Origin of the sequence: Mycobacterium sp. ACS4054 (assembly GCF_001667275.1) — a bacterium.
Taxonomy (GTDB): Bacteria; Actinomycetota; Actinomycetes; order Mycobacteriales; family Mycobacteriaceae; genus Mycobacterium.
Genome location: NZ_LZHV01000035.1, coordinates 14833 through 35895 on the forward strand (window position 1 = coordinate 14833; position 21063 = coordinate 35895).

Sequence of the window (21063 nt, forward strand, 5' to 3'; positions counted from 1 at the left end):
CCCTATCGGTGTCGCCCATGACGGCGGTTGCGCTGGGCTTATGGGGTGAGCGGTTTGTCCGCCAACCAGTCGGGTAATCCACCGCCCATGGTCATCCGGAGAATCGCGCGCCCGTTGCTTTCAGTGGCTTTCATCGGCCAGGGAGTCAATTCCCTGCTCAATCCCAAATCGGCCGCGGCCGCCGCCGCGCCCGCGGTGGACGGTTTGCAGGCGCTGCCGAATTCGGTCAGCGGCAACATCCCGAGCGACCCCGAGACGTTCGCCCAAATCAACGCGGCCGTTCAGATCGGCGGCGGCCTGCTGCTTGCCACCGGCAAACTGCCGCGCGTGGCGTCGGCCGCGCTCGCGGTCACGGTGCTGCCGGCCAACCTCGGGGCACACTCCTTCTGGAACGAGAGCGATCCGCAGGCGAAGGCCCAGAAGCGCCAACAGTTCCTCACCGACCTCAGCCTGGTGGGCGGGCTGCTGATCGCGTCCGCCGACACCGCGGGCAAGCCGTCGCTCGGCTGGCGTGGCCGCCGGGCGGCCGAGCGGCTCTCCGAGCGTGTGTCGTCGGCGCTGCCGGGCTCGGACGACGACACCGACTTCTCGGAGTTGGGCGAGAAGATCGTGCACGGCCTGCAGATCGGCGCCGAACGCGGCCGCGAACTGGCCAGCACCGCCGCCGAACGCGGCGCACCCTACGCCGAGGCGGCGCTCGAACGCGGCCGTGAATTCGCCAGCACGGCCGCCGAGCGAAGCAAGCCGCTGGCGAAGAAGGCGCGCAAGCGCGGCGAGGAACTCGCCGACGACGCCGCCGATTGGGCCGCGCCGCTGGCCAAGAAGGCCCGTAAGCGCAGTGAGAAGCTGGCGAAGAAGGCGCGCAAGCGCGGTGAGGATCTGGCGAGCACGGCCTTGGATCGCGGCGAGGACCTCGCCGAAACCGCTCGGGCGCGGGGCGGCTACCTCGCCGACACGGCCCGCGCACGCGGCGGCTACCTGGCGGACACCGCGCGCGACCGGCTCAACGAGCAGGTCAAGGCCGGCCGTCGCAAGCTTTCCTGAGGTACTCGTCGACGATCGCCTCGACGTCCTGGCCGACGTCGACGGTGGCGCCGGACTCGTCGGTGCCGAGCGGCTCCAGGGCGCCGAACTGTGAGCTCAGTAGCGTCGCGGGCATGAAGTGACCGGTCCTGGCGGCCAGCCGGGCGCCGATCAGTTCCGGTGTGCCGGCGAGGTGGAGGAATTCGACCTGCGGGCAGTGCGCGCGCAACTGGTCGCGATAGCTGCGTTTGAGCGCCGAGCAACTCGCCACTGAGCCGTCGCGGTGGCTCGCCAACCACTCGCCGACCTTGTCCAGCCAGGGGCGTCGGTCGTCGTCGTCCAGGGGTTCACCGGCGGCCATCTTGGCGATGTTGGCCCGCGGGTGCAGCGTGTCGGCGTCCACGAAGGGGACCCGCAGGCGCCGCGCGAGCGCCATCCCCACCGTCGACTTGCCCGATCCCGAAACGCCCATCACCACGACCGGTGACGCTGCGTTCACTCGGCCTTTCCGGCGAGGTTGCGGTTCCATTCCACCCAGCCGGCCCCGTCCCGGCCGTCGGCCGTCTTGACGGTGGCCCAGGCCCGCGGGAACTGGCTGACCCGCCCGTCGGTGGCCGTCAGCAGCACGGGTGCGTGCCCGCGCACCTCGACCTCCGCGGTGAGTCCGCCCGGGTTGAGGGTCAAAGTGGTGCCCAGCGGTAACCCGTTGGCGCCGAAGGATTCCCGTGAATCCACCGTCTGCAGCTCGGTGAGCGCCCCATCGGCGTCCTGGGAGTAGCCGATGCTGAAGGTCGGTGCGCCGGGGATTCGGATGTTCACGCCGTGCAGGTGGGTGCCGTCGTCGAGGTGCAGCGCGCTCCAAATCCAGTCCATGCTCCACCAGTCGCGTACGCCCCAGGAGTGGTCGCGCTGGCCGGGCACGGACTCGAAGCGATAGGCGGCGTCATCGACGGTGACCGTGCCCGACACCGTGCACGGAATTTCATATCGCGTCGTCAAGCGGTACTTGTAGGGCACGCCGTCGGTGGTCCAGACCAGGTTCATCGTCATCTCGACTCCGGTGCCCGGCTCCCCGCGCAACAACGCCGACGGGTCGGGGTAAGCGTGCGCCCGGGCCCGGATGTCGACGCGATAGGTCTGCAGCGGCGCGGGCGCAGAGTGGCCGAGTTCGAAGGAGTCGGTGCGCAATTCCCACGGGTCGGCCGGCAGCAGCACTTGCGCATCGAGGGCGACGGTCGGCAGGTCGGGCCCGCACAGCAGCGCGTGCACCCACGCCGTCCGCTCGTTGGCGACCAGGCCGAGGCGGAACCAGCCGCCCAATCCCTGTGCCGCATCGGCGAAGTCGGCGTACCAGCTCTCGCTCCACAGCGGTTCGGCGGTCGGAGCGTGCGCGAGTTCGTCCTCCTCCGAGGGCCGCAAGGGTTCGGGTGTCTGGGCGGCGGGCAGCGTCGCCAACGCATCCGCGTCGAGCACATGATCGCAATGCCGTTGCAGCATCGTCATGAACATCCGGTCGCCGCGCTCGGTGCGCTCCACCAGCATCGAGGAGACGATCGCCATCATCACGCCGAAAAAGGCCTGCCGGCGAACACCTTCGGTGACGTCGCCCAGCGTGAGGAGTGTTTGCGGCCCCAACGCCTCGTGGTACGCCCGCAACAGCGCCTCGTACTGCTCCCGCCGATCCGGCGTCGGCAGCGCACAGCCGAGAAAATAGGACAGGTCGGTCAGGGCCGGCCCCCAGGAAACGGTCTGCCAGTCGACGACCGTCAACGGCCGGTCGGCGCCGGCGGTGCCGAACAACAGGTTGTCCAGTCGGTAGTCGCCATGCATCAGGCCCTGGACGCGGTCCGGCGCCGATTCGGCGGCCAGATAACCGTCGAAAGACGCCACCAGGCGTTCGCAAACCATGCGGTGCTCCGGCGCGATCTGGTCGCCGTAGCGGTCGATGAAACCGGCGTACAGCGGCCCGATCATCGCCTGATTGAGCGGCGATTCACGGTTCAACCACGGCGCCTCGGCCAGCGTGGTGTCGCCGAGCAACGGGCCGTGCAGCCGTCCCAACTCCACGACGGCCAGGCGAGCCTGTTCGCTTGTCGCGCCGGCGATTTCGTCCCCGACGACCGCCGGCCCGGCATCGCCAAGCAGCAGATCGAACGCGCCCGTCGAGGTGTCGACGGCGGCGTGGTAGCAGGGCGCTATGGGCCCGCCGAGTCGGGGCGCTATGTCGCCGTAGAAGCGCACCTCCCGCTCGTAAAGGCCGAGAGCCAACCCCGTTTGGCGACTCACCGGGTCGGTGGCCGCCACCTTGAGCACCACCGACCCGGGCCGGTCGGGGGTCGCCGCGCCGCCGGCGTAGTTGAGCCGCACGCGGTAGCACTCGCTCATCTGTCCGGTGCCGATGCGCTCCACGGAGAAGTCGTCGACATCTCCGGCGCCGATCGCCGCCGACAACCATGCGGCGGTGAGGTCCCCGGGTCGTTCGATGATTTGTTCGGTCTCGGCATGCATGAGGGTCAGCGTGCCAGGTCACCGCGTCAGGGAGAAGCCGTCCCAGGCAATTCGGCGGTGCGGATGTGGGTCGAACTCGACGCGGCTCTTGCGGTCGAAGACCATGACGGCGCGGTCGGCGGTGGTGTAGGCGGGCCAGTCGTGGCCCGGCGCGCCGCTGTGGCTGAACGACCGCCAGCGCCGTTGCACCTGGTTACTGACTCGCAGCGCGGCCCGCCGATCGGCGGCCGCGGTCAACAGCGCACCGAAGCGGGTCCGATAGACGTCGAAGACGGCCAGCAACTCGGTGGCATGCGTGGCGCCCAGGCCAGACCAGCGCAGCGTGCGGGGTGCGTAGTCGTACCGGTACAGGTAGGTGGGCGCGTGCGCGCTGTGTGCCTCGGCGATCTGCCAGGCGGCCGACCCGAAGGCGAAGTCGCCGCCGAGCTGGATGCACGCCGACGGCGCGGGATAATCGGGGTAGGCGGCGGTGATGCGTTCGCGCGCAGCCGGTTCCGCGTCGGCCAGCAGCTCCTCGATCATCGTTTGATTGGTCGGCAGCATCTTGAGGAAACGGGTGAATAAGCGCCCCTCTTCGGCGTTGGTGCCGACGATGAGCGGCACCCGGTGGGCGTTGCCCCGGCGCATCGCCTCGACGGGATCGACGGGCACGACGTCGTCGCCGGCGACCGGCCCGATCGGGAAGGCACCCAGCCTGTCCTCCATCCCTTGGTCGATCAGCCGGTGTTGGGCATCGACCAACTGCGCCGGGGACGCCTTCATCAGCGTTTCGGCGGCGTTCTCCGGGCGCGCGCCCAGCAGCTCGGCGAAGCGCACCGCGAATTCCGCAGCCGTCTCCGACGACCGAACCATGCCGGAGGCCGGGCTTTCCGAAATGGCCCGGGCGAACAGGCCTTCGGCGGCGGGCACCGCCAACAGGGTGGCGGTGATGTGCGCGCCGGCGCTTTCGCCGAAGATGGTGACGTTCTCCGGGTCACCGCCGAACGCGGAGATGTTGTCTTTCACCCAGCGCAACGCCAGCACCAGATCGCGCAGGAACAAATTGCTGTCGATGGTGATGTCCGGGGTCGAAAGCGACGACAAGTCCAGGCATCCCAACGCGCCCAGCCGGTAGTTCACCGACACGTACACGCATCCGCGGCGCGCCAACGCCGCGCCGTCGTACAGCGGCGTCGCCGAGCTGCCCAGGATGTAGCCGCCACCGTGAATGAAGACCATCACGGGCAGCGGCTCTTCGACGGGGGCGTCGGGGGTCACGACGTTGAGGGTGAGGCAGTCCTCGCCCATCGGCTGATAGCGGCCCACCCCGAGCATGGTGTAGCGCCGCTGTTGGGGCGCGCAGTTGGCGAAGCCGTGACAGTGCCGCACACCCGACCACGGCTGTGCCGGTTGGGGCGCCCGCAGTCGCAGGGACCCGACCGGCGGCCGGGCGTACGGGATGGAGCGCCAGCGGTGGACGCCGTCGCGGGTGAATCCCTCCACAGTGCCGATGGTCGTGCGTGCACGGACCGTGCGCTGATGCATAACCCGACGTTAGCCGACGTGCCGGCCGTAACGCGCGCGCAGCGCCTTATTTTTCCGTACCTGGCGGTTAGCCTGACGGGATGCGGATTGCCGCGCTGCTCGCCACGTCGGTCCTGGTCGCCGGGTGCTCCCACACGGTCGTGGGTGGCCCGCGCCAGCCGCCCAACACGACGCCGGTTTCGGGTTTCTCGCCGACGAACACCACCCCGCCATCCGGCGGCACGCCGCCAGGGGCGCCGAGCGCCAAGGCGCCAATATCGGACGTCATCGGCTGGATCGAAGCTGGTCACCCCGCGGATCCGGGTCGGTATCACAGCGCGACCCGCGAGGGGGTGACCACGCCACTCGGCGCCGACATCGCCTTCAGCGCGGTGGCCGGCAAAAATTCCTGCATGACGGATTCCAGGCACACCGCCGGCGCACTGCTCTGCCTGGTGAGCCTGACCAATCCGCCGCCCGCGCCCCCGACCGCCTACGGCGCTTGGCAGGGCGGGTGGGTGACCTTCGACGGACAGAATCTGCAGGTGGGCGCCGCGCGCGCCGATCCCGGCCCGTTCCTCAACGGCAACGGTCCCGAACTGGCCAACGGCGATTCGCTGTCGTTCGGCGACTACCGTTGCCGCGCCGACGAAACCGGTCTGTATTGCGTGAACTACGCACACCAGTCGGCGGCACGATTGAGCCCCGCGGGCGTCGAGCCGTTCGGCTGCCTGCGGCCGGCCCCCGCGCCGGATGGCATCGGCACGGCGTTCAGCTGCTGACCCTCGCGATGGTCGCGAACAACTCGGCCATCTCGTCGGCCGGCCCGCCCGGAATCGTGTATCCGGATTCGTCGCGGATCGCCTCGAAATGGTCCCGCACACCCTCCACCGACAGCTCCGGATCGAAGAATCCTCTTGTTCTGCCGATGAAGAAGCGCGCGACATGTCCGGCTCCCACCGTGTAGATCTCGCCGGAAACCGGGCAGTCCCGGTGCGTCAGGAAGGCGGCCACCGGGGCCACCCGCGCCGGGTCCAGCCTCCGAAGGTATTGGCCGACAAGGTCGTCCAACAGCGCGCGGGCCGCCGCATCGTCGGGTTCCCCGGCGCCGCCGAGCGAATGCGTGAGCATCCGCGTGTAGGCGATCGGCGCAATGGCGTTGACCTTGATGCCGTGGTCGGCCCCCTCGGCCGCCAACACCCGGGTGAAGCCGATCAACCCGGTTTTGGCCGCGCCGTAGTTGCTCATGCGTTCGGCACCAAGGATTCCGGCCGCCGAGCAGGTGTTGAGCACCCGGCCGTAGCGCCGCTCGCGCATGGCTCGCCACGCGGGTCGGGTCACCTGAAAGGCACCTTTCAGGTGCACGTCCAGGAGGGGTTCGAACCGGTCGGGCGTCATGTCTTCGAACGGCGCGTCACCGACGATGCCCGCGTTGTTGATCAGGATGTCGATTCGACCCCAGGTGTCCAGTGCGGTGTCGATGATCGACTGCGCGCCTTCGGGACTGGCCACGCTGTGGCTGTCGGCGACGGCCTCGCCGCCTAGCCGGCAGATCTCCTCGGCGACGGCGTCGGCCGCCTGACTGTCGGCGCCCTCCCCCGTCACGGAGCCGCCGATGTCGTTGACGACGACGCGCGCACCACGGGAGGCCAGCAGCAACGCGTATTGCCGACCCAACCCCCCACCGGCACCGGTGATTACGGCGACCTGACCGTCGAATCGCAGCTCGTTCGTCGACATCGTCTACCAGCTCACCGGAAGTTCTTTCATGCCGTAGATGTTGGCGGCCTTGAATTTCAGTTCTTCCGGTGGCACCGCAATTGCGAGCCCGGGCAATCGGCGCGCCAACGTGGTGAATGCGACCTGCATCTCGACGCGGGCCAGGTTCGCCCCGATGCATTGGTGCACTCCGTACCCGAAGCCCAAGTGCCCGCGGCTGTTTCGGCCGGGGTCGAAGGATTCGGGATCGTCGACGAATTCGGGATCCCAGTTCCCGGCGAGCAGGCTCATCATGACGAACTCCCCGGCCCGGATCAGCTGCCCGCCGATCACCAGGTCTTCGGTTGCCACGCGGTCGACCTGGCTGTGCACGATGGTGAGGTAGCGCATGAGCTCTTCGACGATGTTCGCGACGACGGCAGGGTCATCCGTTTTTCCGAGCCGGTCGAAGATGTCCGGATGTTGCAGCAGCGCAACCGTTCCCAGGGAGATCATGTTGGCGGTGGTCTCGTGGCCGGCCTGCATCATGATCACCGCGTTCATGGCCGTGGTGGCATGGTCGAGTTGGCCGGTCGCGACGTATTCGGTGACCAGGCGGCTGATCAGGTCGTCGCCGGGTTCGCGTTCTTTGCGTTCCACCAGCTCCTCGATATAGGCGTACATGGCCCCGAACGCCTGGCCCTTTTCCGCATCGGTGGACTTCTGGTCCAGCCCGGTCGTGGTGTTGCGTTGGAAGAGTTCGAGGTCTTCGGGCGGCACGCCCAGCAACAGCGCGATCACCATTGACGGCACCGGCAAGGCGAATTCGCGCACCAAATCGGCCGGCGCGCCGCCGGCGACCATCCGGCCCAGATAGTGGTCGACCATGTCCTGGATGTGCGGTCGCATCGACTCGCAACGCCTGAAGGTGAAGTTGCTGGTCAGCATGCGCCGCAACCGGTGATGTTCGGGGTCGTCGGTCCGCGCGAACATCACCGGGACCTTGTTGTCATCGTCCTTCGGCATGATCGCGTCGGGAATGGTCTTCGCGGACAGGCGCGGGTCGACCAACGCCGCCCGGATGTCTCGGTAGCGGCTGACCACCCAGACCGGGTTGCCCTGGAACAGCGCCCTTCTCAGCCCCGGTTGTTCCCGCCACCGCACGAACTCGTCCGGGGGCGCGAGCGGACAGCGGGCGGGCCGGGCGATGGGCAGCACCGGAAGATCGGCGCCGGGGCGCACCTCGGAAGTTGTTGACATGAACGGTGTTTCCTATTAACTGTCAGATGTCTGCCAGTTATAGAGGGTAAAGCCCGCCCAGGTGGCAGTCAACCGTCAGTTACGCTGTCACCATGACCGCGGTTGAGGACCGCCCGTTACGGGCGGACGCGGCGCGCAATGTCGAGCGCATTCTGCGCGCGGCGCGAGACGTGTACGGGGAATTGGGGCCGGACGCGCCGGTGGAGGCGATCGCACGCCGCGCGGGGGTCGGTGAGCGGACCCTCTACCGCAGGTTTCCGACCAAGGTCGACCTGGTCTTGGCCGCGCTCGACCAAAGCATCGCCGAGGACCTCACGCCGGCGATCGACAAGGCCCGCCGCGCCGACGACCCGTTGTGCGGCCTCACCCAACTGATCGAAGCGGCGATCGCGCTGGGGGCGCGCGAGCACAACCTCCTCACCGCCGCACGCCGCGCCGGTTCGTTGTCGTCCGACATCTCGGCGTCGCTCAATGAGGCGCTGGGCGACCTCATGCTCGAAGGCCAGCGGATGGGCCGGGTCCGCGCGGACCTCGTCGCCGACGACCTGCCCCGCCTGATCGCCATGCTCTTCGGTGTGCTGTCCACAATGGATCCGGGCAGCGACGGCTGGCGGCGGTATGTCGCGCTGATGGTTGACGCGATAGCGGTGAACGAGCGGCTACCGTTGCCGCCGGCGGCGGCGCTGCGTTACGAGGTCGACTCGAATAGCTGGCCGCTGTAAGGGGTTTAGTTGATCGTCACCCCGGCGTCGACCTTGAATTCCAGCCCGGTCACGTATCGGGACTCATCGGACAGCAGGAACAGCACCGCGCTGCTGACGTCGGCGGGCTCCACGGCCGGTGTCGGCATGGCGTTGACGAAGATCGGAATCAGGTCGGGGCGCTGCTCCCCCAGGAGCGGTCCGAACGACGGCGGAACCATCCCGGTGGGAACCCCCGTGGGAAGCACGGTATTCACGCGCACGTTCTGCGCCGCGAGTTCGTTGGCCAACGCCCGCGTCAAGCCGACGACGCCGTACTTGGCCGCCGTGTAGGGCGTCTGCAGCGGGAAGCCTTTGATGGCACCGGCCGAACTGATGTTGACCAGGCTCCCTCCGCCCCGTTCGAGCAGGTGCGGTATCGCGGCGGCGCAGGTGTTCCACACCCCGATCAGATTCACGTCGACCACGGTGCGCCATTGATCGGCGGTCGTCTTGTCCCAGGACGCGACCGTGAGCACGCCGGCATTGGCCACCGCGCCGTCGAGGCCGCCCAATTCGCCGACGCCGTCGTCGACCACGGAGCGCAATTGCGCCTCGTCGCGCACATCGACGACGCGGCCGATGCAGCGCCGGCCCAAATCCCTGACCAGACTTACCGTTTCGGTGAGATCGTCCTCGGTCGCCAGCGGATACTCCACCTCCGGCAGGGATCGGCAGAGGTCGACCAGGATGAGGTCCGCGCCCTCCTCGGCGAGCCGTAGCGCGTGGCCGCGGCCCATGCCGCGCGCGGCGCCGGTGATCAGAAAGCGTTTACCGGCAACGCGTCCAGGGCTCGAGGTCACCCGGCTACCGCTCGTTCCACATCAGGCCGCGCATCGTCGCCGACAGCGGGATGTCCTCCACCGCGATCAGTCCTCGGGGCGCGCGGCACACCCAGTCGATCGCGTTGACGGCACGGCCCGCCGTCGAGATGCAGCCGGCGTCAGTGGAATCCAGCACCGGATGCGAGACGTGCGTGTTGATCTCGACTCGGGGTTCGCCCTCCACGACGACGCGGTGCACGCCGGTGTGCCCGTCGGGCGGGAACTCCCAGTCGGGCGCCGCGGTCTGGGTAAGCCTGGTCACGTGTTCGAGGGTGATCACCGGCTTGCCATCGATCACGCCCTCGGTGGCAAAGCGCACCGCGGCCATCTGCCCCGGCTCCACCGTCATCATCGTGCATTCGATTCGTTCCGGCGTGTACCACGGTTCGACCCGCTGGCGCACGTCGTCCAGCTTGATGTCGAGATTGTCCGCCAGGCTGCGGACCTGACCGCCCCACATCGACACGATCACCCCCGGGAGGAACATCATCGGCGAGTCGTCGTCCGGCGTCGTCCCGAAGCCCATTGCGGCGCCGGTGAACTCGGCGTCGTCATAGTTTCCGTAGTCGAAGATCTCCTGCACGGTGATCGAGGAGACCCGTGTCGTCAGGCTGACCGCCGAATGGACCAGGGTGTCGCCGGAGAAGCCGGGGTCGATGCCGTTGATGTAGAGCGAGGTGTTGCCGGCCGCACAGGCACGCTCCAACGGATCGCGCAGCCAGTCGTCGGCATGGCGGGGCGTGACCAGCCAGACCATTGAGGTGCCGACGACGTTGGTGCCGGCCGCAAGGAATTTGGCCATCTGTTCGACAGCCTCCATCGGGCGAGTTTCGCCTTGAGACGTGTACACCACGCAGTCGGCGCCGAGAGCCACGAGGGCGTCGACGTCGTCGGTGGCGATGATCCCGGTCGGTTCGTCGAGTCCGCACAGCCGCGCCGCGTCCTGGCCGACCTTCTCGGGGCTCGCGGCGTGCACGCCGACGAGCTCGAGGTCCGGCCGGCCGATGATGGCCCGCAACGAGTGCCGGCCCACGTTCCCGGTGGAGAATTGAATGACTCTGCGCACGGTACTTCGTCCTTCCAGCGGTGCCGACGCCCCATCATGACGCGTTCGCTCGCAACGCAGGTCAGTAATCGGGTATCGGCAAAGGTGAATTGTTCGACTCGATGCCGCCGTCCACGTGGAAGGTCGCGTTGGTTGCGTAACAATCGCGTGTGCACAGATACACCGCCAAGCGACCGAGATCCTCGACGTCGCCCAGCCGGTGCAGGGGCGTGGCCTCTTGCATCTTCTCCAGCGACCCGGGCATCAGGTCCAGGCTGCCCTTCAGCCCGTCGGTGGCGAATGAACCCAGGGCGATGGCATTGACGCGAATCTTCGGCGCGAGTTCCTGTGCCATCGCGCGGGTTAGCGCTTCGAGGCCGCCCTTCGCGACGCAATAGGCGGTCAGCGCACGGATCCCGAAGCGCGCCGAGCCCGACGAGATGTTGATGATGGAACCGTGTCCGGAACTGAGCATGTGCGGGGCGACGAGCTGGCTCATGATGAAGGCCGACGTCACGCACCAGTCGAAGGTGTGCCGGAAGTCTTCGTCGGTGATATCCAGGAACCGCGCGTACGTCGACCCACCGACGTTGTTGACCAGAACGTCGATGCGGCCGAAGCGCTCCATCGCCGTGTTGACGACCCGTTCCCCGTCCGGGCGGCTCATCGCGTCGGCAACCAGGGCCAGACCCTTGCCGCCGGCGGCCTCGATCCCCGCAATCGTGCCGACGATGTCCGCCTCGGTGCGCGCGGTACCGACTACGGTGACCCCGGCCTCCGCCAATACCCGGGCAATGCCCGCCCCGACGCCCTTTCCGGCACCCGTGACGATCGCGACCTGTCCATCCAGCCGGAACTGCTCCAATGCCATGCCGGACCCCTTCGATCCTGGGTGTGCTGTGCGTCGTTCAATCTATGAATGATACTGACTAAAGTCAATGAAGTATCGCGACCGCGATCCCTGACCAGGAGGGTGACTTAAGAATGGACAAGTTGTGCAAGCCTTTTTGGCAGGGACGCGGCATAATGGGCTGGACTAACCTCGAAACTTCTGTATGAGTCAGGTCAACCGTGAGGAACGCAAATGGCTGTCACCGATCGGCTGTCGGCACGCGAGGCGAAGCGCCTGCAGACCAGGGAGCGCCTGATGGGCGCCGCGATCGCGGAGTTCGCCAGGGCCGGGATGGCCGAGGCCGACGTCAGCGCGATCGTGGCCGCCGCGGGGGTTGCCCACGGAACCTTCTTCTTTCACTTCCCCACCAAGGAGCATGTGCTCCTCGAGCTGGAGCGCCGCGAAGAGGACCGGATCGCCAAGCAGTTCGCGCAATTTCTGAAGTCCAAGCATAATCTCGCTTCGGCGTTGAACGAGGCGGTCCGCTTGGTCGTCGGGTTGGAGCGCCGGCTGGGCGATCGGCTGTTCAACGACTTTCTGGCGCTGCACTTTTCCCAGACGCGTCCGCAAACCGAGGATGGCAGGGATCACCCCTTGATCGTCTTGGTCGCCCAGGAGATCGCGCAGGCTCAGGAGCGCGGCGAAACCGATCCGCTCGTCGATCCGATGAACAGCGCGGTGTTCTTTCTGCTGGGGCTCTATGCCCTGTTGATCACCACCAACCACTGGCCGACCGGGCACGCGCTGCTCGAGGATTATGTCGCCCGGTCATTGCGCAGCCTAAAGCCCTGACCGGCAAGGCCTTTCGCCACTACCGCACCACACCCAGCAACGGCACCAAGCCGAGCTCCTTGTGGGTCAAAAAGCCCGGCGCGGCCTCGCACACAGCGGGAACGGTGTTCGCCGGACCCATCGCGGTCCAGGTGTAGCCGGGCTTGGGGTAATTGCCGCTCGGATCCCTGGGCGCCTGCAGGATCAGTTCGGTGGGCTCGTCACCCTCGATCACGATGCGGTAGTGGTAGTGGCCGCCCCAATCCGGTTGCGGCTCAATGGCATCGTATTCGTCCATCGTGTACATCTCGTGGAACGTGATCAAGGGCTTGCCGTCGACCCACGTCGTCCACTTGTGGTGCTGGGAGGCGACGGTGCCCTTCTTGATCGTCCCCTTGAAGCCCGGCATGTCACTGGATGGACCGCCCTCGTAACCGATGTCGCGAGTCGCGGTTCCCAGCTCGACCTCGGTCGTGTATTTGTCGACCGTCTTGCCAAAGCCGTCGACCACCATGGCCATCGATTGGGCGAACAGGGGCCAGGCGTTGCCCAGCAGGTTCGGTCCGGCCGAGAACTCCTCGGGGGTGTCCCCCATGCCCATCTCGTGCAGGTACTTCAGGGTGTCCTTGCCGAAATTCACCACCTCGTAGATGTGGATCGCGTCGATTCGGCTGACGATGCGCGCCAGGGTCAAAACGAGCAGGTCTCCGGCGAATCCGGGATTGACACCACCTGCGTGAAACGACGTCCCGCCCTCGTGGCACGCAGCGTCGATCTTGTCGATGTCGGCCTTGCTGTGCTCCGTCCGGAACCACCACGCGCCGCCCGAGGCGACGACGTTCTTGCCGCCCCGCAGCAGGCGACAGACTTCGTCGGGATCCGACCACAGCGGCGCATAGAAGACGCAATCGGCGTCCAGCGCCTCGATCGCCGTCTTGTCGGTGGTGGCAAGCACCCCGATCGGGGCGACGCCGACGAGCTCCCCGGCGTCCTTGCCCACCTTCTCCGGGCGGTTGCAGAGCACGCCGACCACCTCGAATGCGGGGTTGTGCGCGAAATGACGGAGCGCCACCGTCCCGACATTGCCCATGCCCCACTGGATCACGCGGTACTTCTTGCCGGCCGGCGGTTTGAGCGTCATCGCTACTCCTTTGCATGCACCGACTGCTCTTGGACTACGTTCTCGCCGGCGGCACGCAGGCCGGAGCGGCTGAGCGCCCGCTGAGCGTAGGCGCCGCCCGAACGGCGTGTCAACGACCAGGATCCTGACTCTCGTCAGTAGATCCACCCCTGGCCGCCGACCGCGGCTGCCCGCGTCGTCGACGCGGCACCGCGTCAGACTCCATATGTCAGTTGATGTTCGCCCCCGTGGTGGCGGCTTCACCACGGTATGGGCACCGGCGCACCAGGCACTACTGCTGACTGCAGTCAGCCTGTTATAGTGCACGAGCCGACCAACGATGACGGGGAGGATTCGTGAATCTGCCCAAGCTGCACCAGCGCGATCCCGGCGTCGGCACGGCCCCCCGCCCGACCGGCCCGACACCGCCGGGGCTGGCGCTCGATGAACACCTGGAGCGCTCACGACGCGCGCAGCGTCAGGCCGACAAGTGGCTGATCTCCGGCAGCCTGCTGATCGGCACCGCGGCGCTGGGCGTCTTCGGGTTGCCGCTGTTCCTCTGGGGGGTCCGGTTGTTGCGCCGGGCCCACCGGGATGGCCTCTCCGTGCGGCCGATGCTGGTCACATTGCTTGGCTACCTGGTCATCATCGACGCCGCCATCAACACCGTCGGGTGGGCGCTCGACCTGGTGGCGAACCACACGCTGCTGGCCCGCGTGCTGCTCAACGGCTGGGGCAACATGTTCGACGCCGGATATTTCTGGCACTACAACGAGCTGTGGGTGGGCGGCGCGGCCGGTCCGGGCGAAAAGGCCTGGGAAGTCGGGCTCATCCTGACCGTGTTCACGATGCGCATCGCCGCGGCCATCGGCTTCCTGCAGATGAAGCGCTGGGGGCATCAGTGGATGGTGGTCACCTGCTGGATGGGCGTGGTCATCTGGATCGGCTACGTCTTCAACATGACCATGTTCGCCGACGTGCGCTTCGCCGGCGTCGTGCTGCCGGTCGTCGGCTGGTGGCTCTACGACATCTTCTACATCACCCCGTTCCTCGCCATCCCGTATCTGCACACCGTCAACCGAGAACTGTTCTCCGACTGACATGCGCGGGCTGAATTCGATTACGTCACCAAGGAGGTCGGATCGTGGCTTATCTGTGGGAGATCCTGCGCTATGTCGCCGCGTGGGGCGGCACCGGGCTGATCATCTGGTTCTGGTATTGGCTCTTCTCCAACATCGGCACGTTCTGACCGGTGGACCGGGCCGCCGAACCGAACGGAAGTTGGCCCATGCCTGACGATTCGCACGCGATGGCGCTGGAGCGGAGCTGCTCGGTGGCGGCGGTCGCGCTCAGCGAGCGACGTCGCGAGGGCGTCCGCCTCGTCGCCGGGGAACGGCGAAGCTTCGGTTTGAACGCGGCGCTCACGTTCGTTCATCTCCCCTATCCCGCTCCCGAATGGACCCGCCGGGACCTGACATGCGGTGTCGCCCTGCAATGTTCGCCCTCGAAGGAACGCATCCTGGAATATCGACTGAACGAATTATCCGCCCGGGAATTGCGCGCGCTCACTCTGGTCGAGGCGGGCGTAGCGCTCGGCTGGATCGCCGAGAGGTGGCCGGGCCTGCTGCCCGACCTGCAACGGCTGCTCCCCGAACTGCATCCCGAACCCGGCGATACGCCCGCCGAACAGATGCTGGACCGCGCGATCGCGTTGGCGGCCGCGGGCGGAGCCTTGACGTTTCATCCGCTGCTGGGCCACCTGCCGCTCGCCCACGCGATGCCGCGGGGGCTAACCGACCGGTTACGGCGCAGCTTCGGCCGGATGCCATGGACCACAACGCAAAAGCGCCGTCCGCGACCGTACTCGGTTCCCGTCGGCGGCGACGGGGGCGTCCGCAACCCGAACCTGCCGCCACCGAGCCGGCCCGAGGACAACGATTTCGACGTCACCCCCGAACACCGGCCCGGGATCCCCTACCCCGAATGGAACATGTGGACCCGGCGCTTCATGCGCGATCACGTGGCCGTGCTCGAGCCTGCCGACGTCCGGCGTGCTGCCCGCCCGGTGCCCATCGCCGTTGACGTACGCAAGTGGTTCGAAGAACACACGCATCGCGCGATGACAAACCGCCGCGAAGACGGCTCCGATCTCGATGTCGACCAATACGTCAACCACTACATCGACCTGACCACCGGCGAGGCCAAGGAGCCGAAGATCTTCCGTGAGTTGCTGCCCAGCGGCCGCGACGTCACCACGGCCGTGCTGCTCGACGGCAGTTCGTCGTTGGGGGTGCACGGCGGGCGCATCTTCGAACTGGAATTGGCCTGCGCCGACGCGCTTTCGCGCGCCATGACGGTCGCGCACGAGCGGCACGGGGTGTTCGTCTTCACCGGCAATACCCGTCACCGGGTCGAAGTCCAGTGCCTGAAGGACTTCGAGGACCGCCGATTAGTCGTGCCGAGCGGGCTGGGGCTGTCCACCCGCGGATACACCAGGCTCGGCGCGCCGCTGCGCCATTTGACCAACCGACTCCTCGCGCAGGCCTCCGAGCGGCGACTGCTGATCGTCATCGGCGACGGGCTGATCTCCGATGAGGGCTATGAGGGCCGGTACGCGTGGGCGGATGCCGCGCACGCCGTCGAGGAGGCCAACGACGCCGGGGTGTCGGTGTACTACGTCGGCGTCGGACCGACCCGGGTCGATCCGCTGCCGGAGGTGTTCGGGCCCAGGCGTTCTCAGCGGATCAGGCGCGTCGAGGAGCTGCCGCGGGTGTTGGCTCACGTTCATCGTGAACTGGTTGCCGCATGAGTGCCGTCGCTGGTTATTTCGCGAACGGCAACGAGGTCGAGTTGTTCGAGCAGGCGTTCCGCCAGCGCATGCCCGTGATGCTCACCGGACCGACCGGTTGCGGCAAGACGCGTTTCGTCGAGCACATGGGGCGCCTGTTGCAACGACCGGTCGTCACCATCAGTTGCCACGACGACCTGACCAGTTCCGACCTGGTCGGCCGCTTCATGGTGACCGGCGGTGACGTGGTGTGGACCGACGGCCCGCTGACTCGGGCGGTCAAGGCCGGCGCGATCTGCTACCTGGACGAAGTCGTCGAGGCCCGGCACGACTCGCTGGCCATCCTGCACTCGCTCACCGATCACCGGCGATCGCTGTTCCTCGACCGGGCCGGCGAAGTGGTGACGGCGCCCGGGGAGTTCATGCTGGTGTGTTCGTACAACCCCGCATATCGCAGCTCGCTCAAGGAGCTCAAACCGTCGTTCCGCCAACGGTTCGTCACGCTTGCGATGAGATACCTGCCGCCCGAGCGCGAGGCCGAAGTGATTGTCGCCGAAGCCGGCGTTCCGCCGGCCACGGCTCGGCGCCTGGTCGACTGCGCGGTCGCGATCCGCACCGCCGACGAAGCATTTCACTTCGAGCCGCCGTCGACCAGGGTGTTGGTCACGGCGGGACACCTGATCGCCGCCGGCGCAACCGAACTGGATGCGGCCGACGCGTGCATACTCGCGCCGCTGAGCACCGACGGCGCGGTCACCGACGGTCTACGCGAAGTCGCGGCGGCCAGCCTGGCCACCACCGACGCCCCGGGCGCACGGCCCTAGGAAAGGAGCTGACGGCATGGACCGACAGGAGGAGAAGCGCAAGAGGGCGCTGATCGTCTTCCAGATCTTCATCTACGGCTACCTCCTGGTGATGTTCGGCATTCAGCTGTACATGTCTTTCGCCCGTGGGTGGTGGGACTTGTGAAACCTGTTGTCGAGCAACCAGTTAGCTCGGTCGGCCTGGACGATCACCACGATGAGTCCCACCGGGCGCAGCGCCGTGCCGACAAGTGGATGATCGTCGGCGCCGCGTTGATGGGCATGTGGGCCCCCGGTCTGATCGGATTTCCCATCTTCATGCGCGGGGTGTGGCTGCAGCGGCAAGCGCTGCGCGCGGGCCTTTCGGTCCGGCCCATGATCGTGACCCTGATCGGTTATCTGGTCCTGATCGACGGCATGCTCAACAGCCTCGGCTGGGCCCTGGACCTGGTCGCCAACCACACGCTGATCAATCGGGTGCTGATGGTCGGGTGGGGCAACATGTTTGATGCCGGCTACTTCTGGCATTACAACGAACTCTGGGTCGGCGGTGCGGCGGGACCGGGCGAGAAGGCCTATGTGGCCGGGCTGATCCTCACGGTGTTCTCCATGCGGGTGGCCGCCGCAATCGGGTTCCTGCAGATGAAACGGTGGGGCCATCAGTGGATGGTCCTCACCTGCTGGATGGGCGTGGTCATCTGGTGCGCCTACGTGTTCAACATGACCATGTTCGCCGACGTGCGTTACGCCGGCGTCGTATTCCCCGTCGTCGGCTGGTGGCTTTACGACATCTTCTACATCACCCCCTTCCTCGCCATCCCGTATCTGCACACCGTCAACCGAGAAATCTTCACCGACTAGCTCAAGGAGCAGCTGCCATGACCGCCACATCCGAAGAACAGCAGCCGGCTACGGATCTGGAGCCGGGGACCACGCCGTACTACGCGCGCATGCACAAATGGATCAAGCGGGCCGTTTTGGTGTGCCTGGTGGCACTGGTGATCGAAGGCGCGTTCACGCTGCCGTTCATGGCGGTCTATTACGGCTATCCCACGCTCAGCCTCACCCAGATCTGCAGCGAGCTGCTCAAGATTCGCTACTCGAACGACACCCTGGAATGCAAGTATCCGTACCCGCCGTTCGGGCCGCCGGAGGGCGCCGAGGGCAAGGCCACCGCGCAGGACGTCTGGGGCATCCAGCCGATACCGAAGTATCACCGCCTCGGGTTCCGCGAACTCGTCAAGATCCACAACGACCGGCTCGCCCGCCAGGAGGCCCAACGGCATTCGGCGCACCCGTGACCTACCGAGTGGTGCAATGGACGACCGGCAACGTCGGCACGAGTTCGGTCCGGGCGATTGCCGCCAACCCCGCGCTGGAACTCGTCGGATGTTACGCCTGGTCGCCCGAAAAGGCCGGCCGCGATGTGGGCGAGCTGTGCGGGATCGAACCGCTCAATGTGAAGGCCACCAACGACATCGAGGCCCTGCTCGCACTGAAGCCCGACTGCGTGGTCTACAACCCGATGTTCGCCGACGTCGACGAACTGGTCCGCATCCTCGCTGCGGGCATCAACGTGGTGGGCACGGCCGGGTTCGTCACCGGCCACTTCCTCGGAGCGGGTCGCGATCGCATCGCCGAGGCCTGCCGGCAGGGCGGATCGACCATCTTCGGCAGCGGCATCAACCCGGGATTCATCCAACTGTTCGCGATCGTGTCGGCGGGGCTCTCGGACCGAGTCGACAAGGTTTCCATGCTGGAATCCGTTGACACGACGATCTACAACTCTCCGGCCACCGAAATACCCATGGGCTTCGGCTATCCCGTCGACCAGCCCGATCTTTCGGCCATCACCGCGAAGGGTTCGGGCGTCTTCCGGGACGGCGTGCTGCTGGTCGCCGAAGCTCTGGGCGCCGAACTCGACGACGTGCGTTGCGAAGTCGAATACGCCCGAACCACCGAAGACCTGCACCTTCCCGGCGACTGGACGATCGCCAAGGGGTGCGTCGCCGGCGTGGACGTCCGGTGGAAGGGGATCGTCGGCGACCGCGAGGTCATCGAGATCCGTGGGCGCTGGCGCAAGGGTCAAACATTGGATCCCGATTGGCCGTTGGATATGGGCTACACCATCGAGGTCCACGGCCGACCCACCATCAAGACCACGCTGAGTTTCCTTCCACCGCCGGACTTTCAGGGCGATACGTTGGACGACTACATCATGCTGGGTCTCACCATCACCGCCATGCCGGCGATCACCGCGATACCCGCCGTCGTCGCCGCCCCGCCCGGCATCGCCACCTACAACGACCTACCGCTGCTCCTGCCGCGCGGAGTGCTGGCCCGCAACTGAGAGGACGTGCGTTCGATGCCCCCGACCCAACATCCCGCGCCGCCCGCCACTACGGCCGGCGCGCCCAACGTCTTCGACGCGGGACTCCCGACGCTCGAATACGACCTCACCGAATCGCCGCACGAGGTCTACCCCCGCATCCGGGCCGCGCAGCGGCAAGGCCCGATCGCCATCGGCCCGATCGGACCCGAAGTCCTGTCCTACGAGCTGGCCCGCAGCATCATGCGCGACACCCGGTTCGTGATTCCCCCCGGGTTGCATCTGACGGCGCAAGGCGTGACCTCAGGTCCGCTCTGGGACAGGGTCGTCGGCAGCATCATCTGCGCCGAGGGCGTCGAACATCATCGCCTGCGAAGCCTGGTGTCGAGGGCCTTCACACCGCGGGCCACCGCGCGGTTGCACGACACCATCGGTGAAGTCGTCAACGAACTCGTCGATGGCGTCGCCGGCGCCGGCCGCTGTGACGTCGTCACCGACATTGCCCGGCAGTACCCGATCCCCATCATCTGCGCACTGCTGGGCGCTCCCCGCGGAAGCTGGGAACAGTTCTCCCACTGGGCCGAAACCATCTTCAAGATGGTGAACTTCTCGGTGAACCTCGTCGACGAAATGCCCGTGGTTCTGCAAGGCTGGGCCGAGCTCGACGCCTATGTCGATGCCATGGTGGCCGAGCGACGACACCGCCTGACGGACGACCTACTCTCCGATCTCATCCGCGCCGAGGACCCGACTCGTCGAGGCGACCGGCTCACCGCGGACGAACTTCGGATGACCGTGGCCGGACTATTGCTGGCCGGAACGGACACCACCCGCAACCAGCTGGCCGCCTCCATGCAGGTGCTCCTTGATCACCCCGAGCAGTGGGCGATGTTGAGCGCGCACCCCGAACTCGCCGCGCCCGCGGTCGAGGAGAGCATGCGCCACTCCCCCGCGGTGTGTAACACGATCCGCACGGTGCACGAGGACGTGCAATTGGGCGGCTACACGTTTCCCAGCGGCACCCACGTTCTGGTGAATTCTTTTGCCGCCAATCGTGATCCGGCCATCTATCCCGATCCCGACCGCTTCGACATCACCCGCACGGACGTGCCGGCCGTGCTGACTTTCGGCGGCGGCGTGCACTATTGCCTGGGCGCCAACCTGGCGAGACTGGAGCTGGCCGAAGGCCTCAGGATTTTGGCGCAACGGCTGCCGGACGCCCACCGGGTCGGACCGGCCCCGTGGAAACCGATGCTTGGCATGAGCGGTCCGACAAGCCTTCTGGTGGAGTTCTCCCCGCCGATGACCATCCCGCGAGCACCCCTGGGGGTCACCGATGAATGACTCGTCGCCGCGCCTGCATCACGTCGTCTTCGCCGTCGCGCGCGAGCGACATGACGCCGTGGGACAACTGTTCACGGAGCTGGGCTTCAGCTTCGACGAGATCAGCCTGGACGAACTGGGGCTCCGGGTGCTCCTGGATTGGAACCGGGGAATCGAGCTGATCAGCCCGCAACCGGCAGCCACCGCCGGGGTGGCCGCCTCGGTGGCCGAGTTCCTGGCGAGCCATGGCGACGGCGTCTATACGGTGGTGCTGCAGGTCGAAGGGGCGTCAGAAGCCGACGAGGTCGCCAAGCGCTATGGCTCCATCACCCGCTTCCGGCAAGGCTTCGAGGGCGAGGGCAATTACCTGGAGGAAATCGACCTCTCGGTGTGCGGCCTGCCGTTGACCTTCCTGTCGACCAACCTGCCCTGAGGC

22 protein-coding genes are annotated in these 21063 nt (G+C 67.0%); 13 read left to right on the top strand and 9 right to left on the bottom strand.

Translation table 11 applies throughout. The features are described from left to right. The first annotated feature begins 87 nt into the window (after nucleotides 1-87). Nucleotides 88-1044 (top strand): DoxX family protein, encoded by a 957-nt coding sequence (locus tag A5730_RS07690; RefSeq protein ID WP_055404999.1) that lies wholly within the window; start codon nucleotides 88-90, stop codon nucleotides 1042-1044. Here the strand turns inward: A5730_RS07690 and A5730_RS07695 are convergent. From A5730_RS07695 to A5730_RS07705, 3 genes are read right to left on the bottom strand one after another with little or no spacing between them, the layout of a single operon-like run. Continuing rightward, complete coding sequence (locus A5730_RS07695; RefSeq protein ID WP_369829859.1) at nucleotides 1016-1552, bottom strand: gluconokinase; 537 nt, start codon at nucleotides 1550-1552, stop codon at nucleotides 1016-1018. The two genes, A5730_RS07690 and A5730_RS07695, sit on opposite strands and share 29 nt — an antisense overlap. Continuing rightward, complete coding sequence (locus A5730_RS07700; RefSeq protein WP_067897832.1) at nucleotides 1519-3531, bottom strand: phosphotransferase; 2013 nt, start codon at nucleotides 3529-3531, stop codon at nucleotides 1519-1521. The genes A5730_RS07695 and A5730_RS07700 overlap by 34 nt, the downstream gene beginning before the upstream one ends. An 18-nt stretch (nucleotides 3532-3549) precedes the next feature. After that, nucleotides 3550-5055 (bottom strand): carboxylesterase/lipase family protein, encoded by a 1506-nt coding sequence (locus A5730_RS07705; protein WP_067897836.1) that lies wholly within the window; start codon nucleotides 5053-5055, stop codon nucleotides 3550-3552. 80 nt (nucleotides 5056-5135) lie between these two features. Between A5730_RS07705 and A5730_RS07710 the strand changes: the two genes are divergently transcribed. Then, a complete protein-coding gene (locus A5730_RS07710; RefSeq protein WP_067897839.1) occupies nucleotides 5136-5816 on the top strand; it encodes a hypothetical protein in 681 nt (226 codons plus the stop codon). On the opposite strand, the gene A5730_RS07715 is transcribed toward A5730_RS07710, so the two are convergent. After that, entirely contained in the window at nucleotides 5806-6774 is a 969-nt protein-coding gene (locus A5730_RS07715) for an SDR family NAD(P)-dependent oxidoreductase (protein WP_067897842.1), read from the bottom strand. The two genes, A5730_RS07710 and A5730_RS07715, sit on opposite strands and share 11 nt — an antisense overlap. Before the next feature lie 3 nt (nucleotides 6775-6777). Continuing rightward, nucleotides 6778-7992: a cytochrome P450 gene (locus tag A5730_RS07720; protein ID WP_067897846.1), complete on the bottom strand. Its 1215-nt coding sequence runs from the start codon at nucleotides 7990-7992 to the stop codon at nucleotides 6778-6780. Between the two features lie 92 nt (nucleotides 7993-8084). Here A5730_RS07720 and A5730_RS07725 point away from each other — a divergent pair, with 92 nt between their 5' ends. Further along, nucleotides 8085-8714: a TetR/AcrR family transcriptional regulator gene (locus A5730_RS07725; RefSeq protein ID WP_067897848.1), complete on the top strand. Its 630-nt coding sequence runs from the start codon at nucleotides 8085-8087 to the stop codon at nucleotides 8712-8714. Between the two features lie 5 nt (nucleotides 8715-8719). On the opposite strand, the gene A5730_RS07730 is transcribed toward A5730_RS07725, so the two are convergent. The 3 genes from A5730_RS07730 to A5730_RS07740 form a co-directional block, all read right to left on the bottom strand. Continuing rightward, nucleotides 8720-9535, bottom strand: coding sequence for a mycofactocin-coupled SDR family oxidoreductase (locus A5730_RS07730; RefSeq protein ID WP_067897850.1), 816 nt, complete (start codon nucleotides 9533-9535; stop codon nucleotides 8720-8722). Nucleotides 9536-9539: 4 nt separating this feature from the next. Beyond that, entirely contained in the window at nucleotides 9540-10622 is a 1083-nt protein-coding gene (locus A5730_RS07735; RefSeq protein WP_067897853.1) for a dihydrodipicolinate reductase, read from the bottom strand. A gap of 61 nt (nucleotides 10623-10683) precedes the next feature. Then, a complete protein-coding gene (locus A5730_RS07740) occupies nucleotides 10684-11472 on the bottom strand; it encodes an SDR family NAD(P)-dependent oxidoreductase (RefSeq protein WP_067897855.1) in 789 nt (262 codons plus the stop codon). Between the two features lie 213 nt (nucleotides 11473-11685). Between A5730_RS07740 and A5730_RS07745 the strand changes: the two genes are divergently transcribed. Continuing rightward, nucleotides 11686-12285 carry a TetR/AcrR family transcriptional regulator gene (locus A5730_RS07745; RefSeq protein ID WP_067897857.1) on the top strand — a complete coding sequence of 200 codons (600 nt, stop codon included), beginning with the start codon at nucleotides 11686-11688 and terminating at the stop codon, nucleotides 12283-12285. Between the two features lie 19 nt (nucleotides 12286-12304). Here A5730_RS07745 and A5730_RS07750 read toward each other — a convergent pair whose 3' ends face one another. Then, nucleotides 12305-13405 (bottom strand): dihydrodipicolinate reductase, encoded by a 1101-nt coding sequence (locus A5730_RS07750; RefSeq protein ID WP_067897859.1) that lies wholly within the window; start codon nucleotides 13403-13405, stop codon nucleotides 12305-12307. Between the two features lie 350 nt (nucleotides 13406-13755). On the opposite strand from A5730_RS07750, the gene A5730_RS07755 reads away from it, so the two are divergent. From A5730_RS07755 to A5730_RS07790, 9 genes are all read left to right on the top strand, one after another. Continuing rightward, nucleotides 13756-14484: a hypothetical protein gene (locus A5730_RS07755; protein ID WP_369829860.1), complete on the top strand. Its 729-nt coding sequence runs from the start codon at nucleotides 13756-13758 to the stop codon at nucleotides 14482-14484. A 188-nt stretch (nucleotides 14485-14672) separates the two neighbouring features. Next, nucleotides 14673-16193: a nitric oxide reductase activation protein NorD gene (locus tag A5730_RS07760; protein ID WP_067897993.1), complete on the top strand. Its 1521-nt coding sequence runs from the start codon at nucleotides 14673-14675 to the stop codon at nucleotides 16191-16193. Then, nucleotides 16190-16996: a CbbQ/NirQ/NorQ/GpvN family protein gene (locus A5730_RS07765; RefSeq protein WP_067897862.1), complete on the top strand. Its 807-nt coding sequence runs from the start codon at nucleotides 16190-16192 to the stop codon at nucleotides 16994-16996. The genes A5730_RS07760 and A5730_RS07765 overlap by 4 nt, the downstream gene beginning before the upstream one ends. 16 nt (nucleotides 16997-17012) lie before the next feature. Continuing rightward, entirely contained in the window at nucleotides 17013-17141 is a 129-nt protein-coding gene (locus A5730_RS25300) for a hypothetical protein (RefSeq protein WP_255353594.1), read from the top strand. Between the two features lie 89 nt (nucleotides 17142-17230). Beyond that, nucleotides 17231-17836 (top strand): hypothetical protein, encoded by a 606-nt coding sequence (locus tag A5730_RS07770; RefSeq protein WP_231994650.1) that lies wholly within the window; start codon nucleotides 17231-17233, stop codon nucleotides 17834-17836. A 17-nt stretch (nucleotides 17837-17853) separates the two neighbouring features. After that, nucleotides 17854-18276: a hypothetical protein gene (locus A5730_RS07775; RefSeq protein ID WP_067897869.1), complete on the top strand. Its 423-nt coding sequence runs from the start codon at nucleotides 17854-17856 to the stop codon at nucleotides 18274-18276. Next, nucleotides 18273-19325, top strand: a complete 1053-nt coding sequence (locus A5730_RS07780) for a dihydrodipicolinate reductase (protein ID WP_067897873.1) — start codon at nucleotides 18273-18275, stop codon at nucleotides 19323-19325. The genes A5730_RS07775 and A5730_RS07780 overlap by 4 nt, the downstream gene beginning before the upstream one ends. 15 nt (nucleotides 19326-19340) lie before the next feature. Then, entirely contained in the window at nucleotides 19341-20648 is a 1308-nt protein-coding gene (locus tag A5730_RS07785) for a cytochrome P450 (RefSeq protein WP_067897876.1), read from the top strand. Next, a complete protein-coding gene (locus A5730_RS07790; RefSeq protein WP_067897879.1) occupies nucleotides 20641-21060 on the top strand; it encodes a hypothetical protein in 420 nt (139 codons plus the stop codon). The genes A5730_RS07785 and A5730_RS07790 overlap by 8 nt, the downstream gene beginning before the upstream one ends. Nucleotides 21061-21063 lie beyond the last annotated feature (3 nt).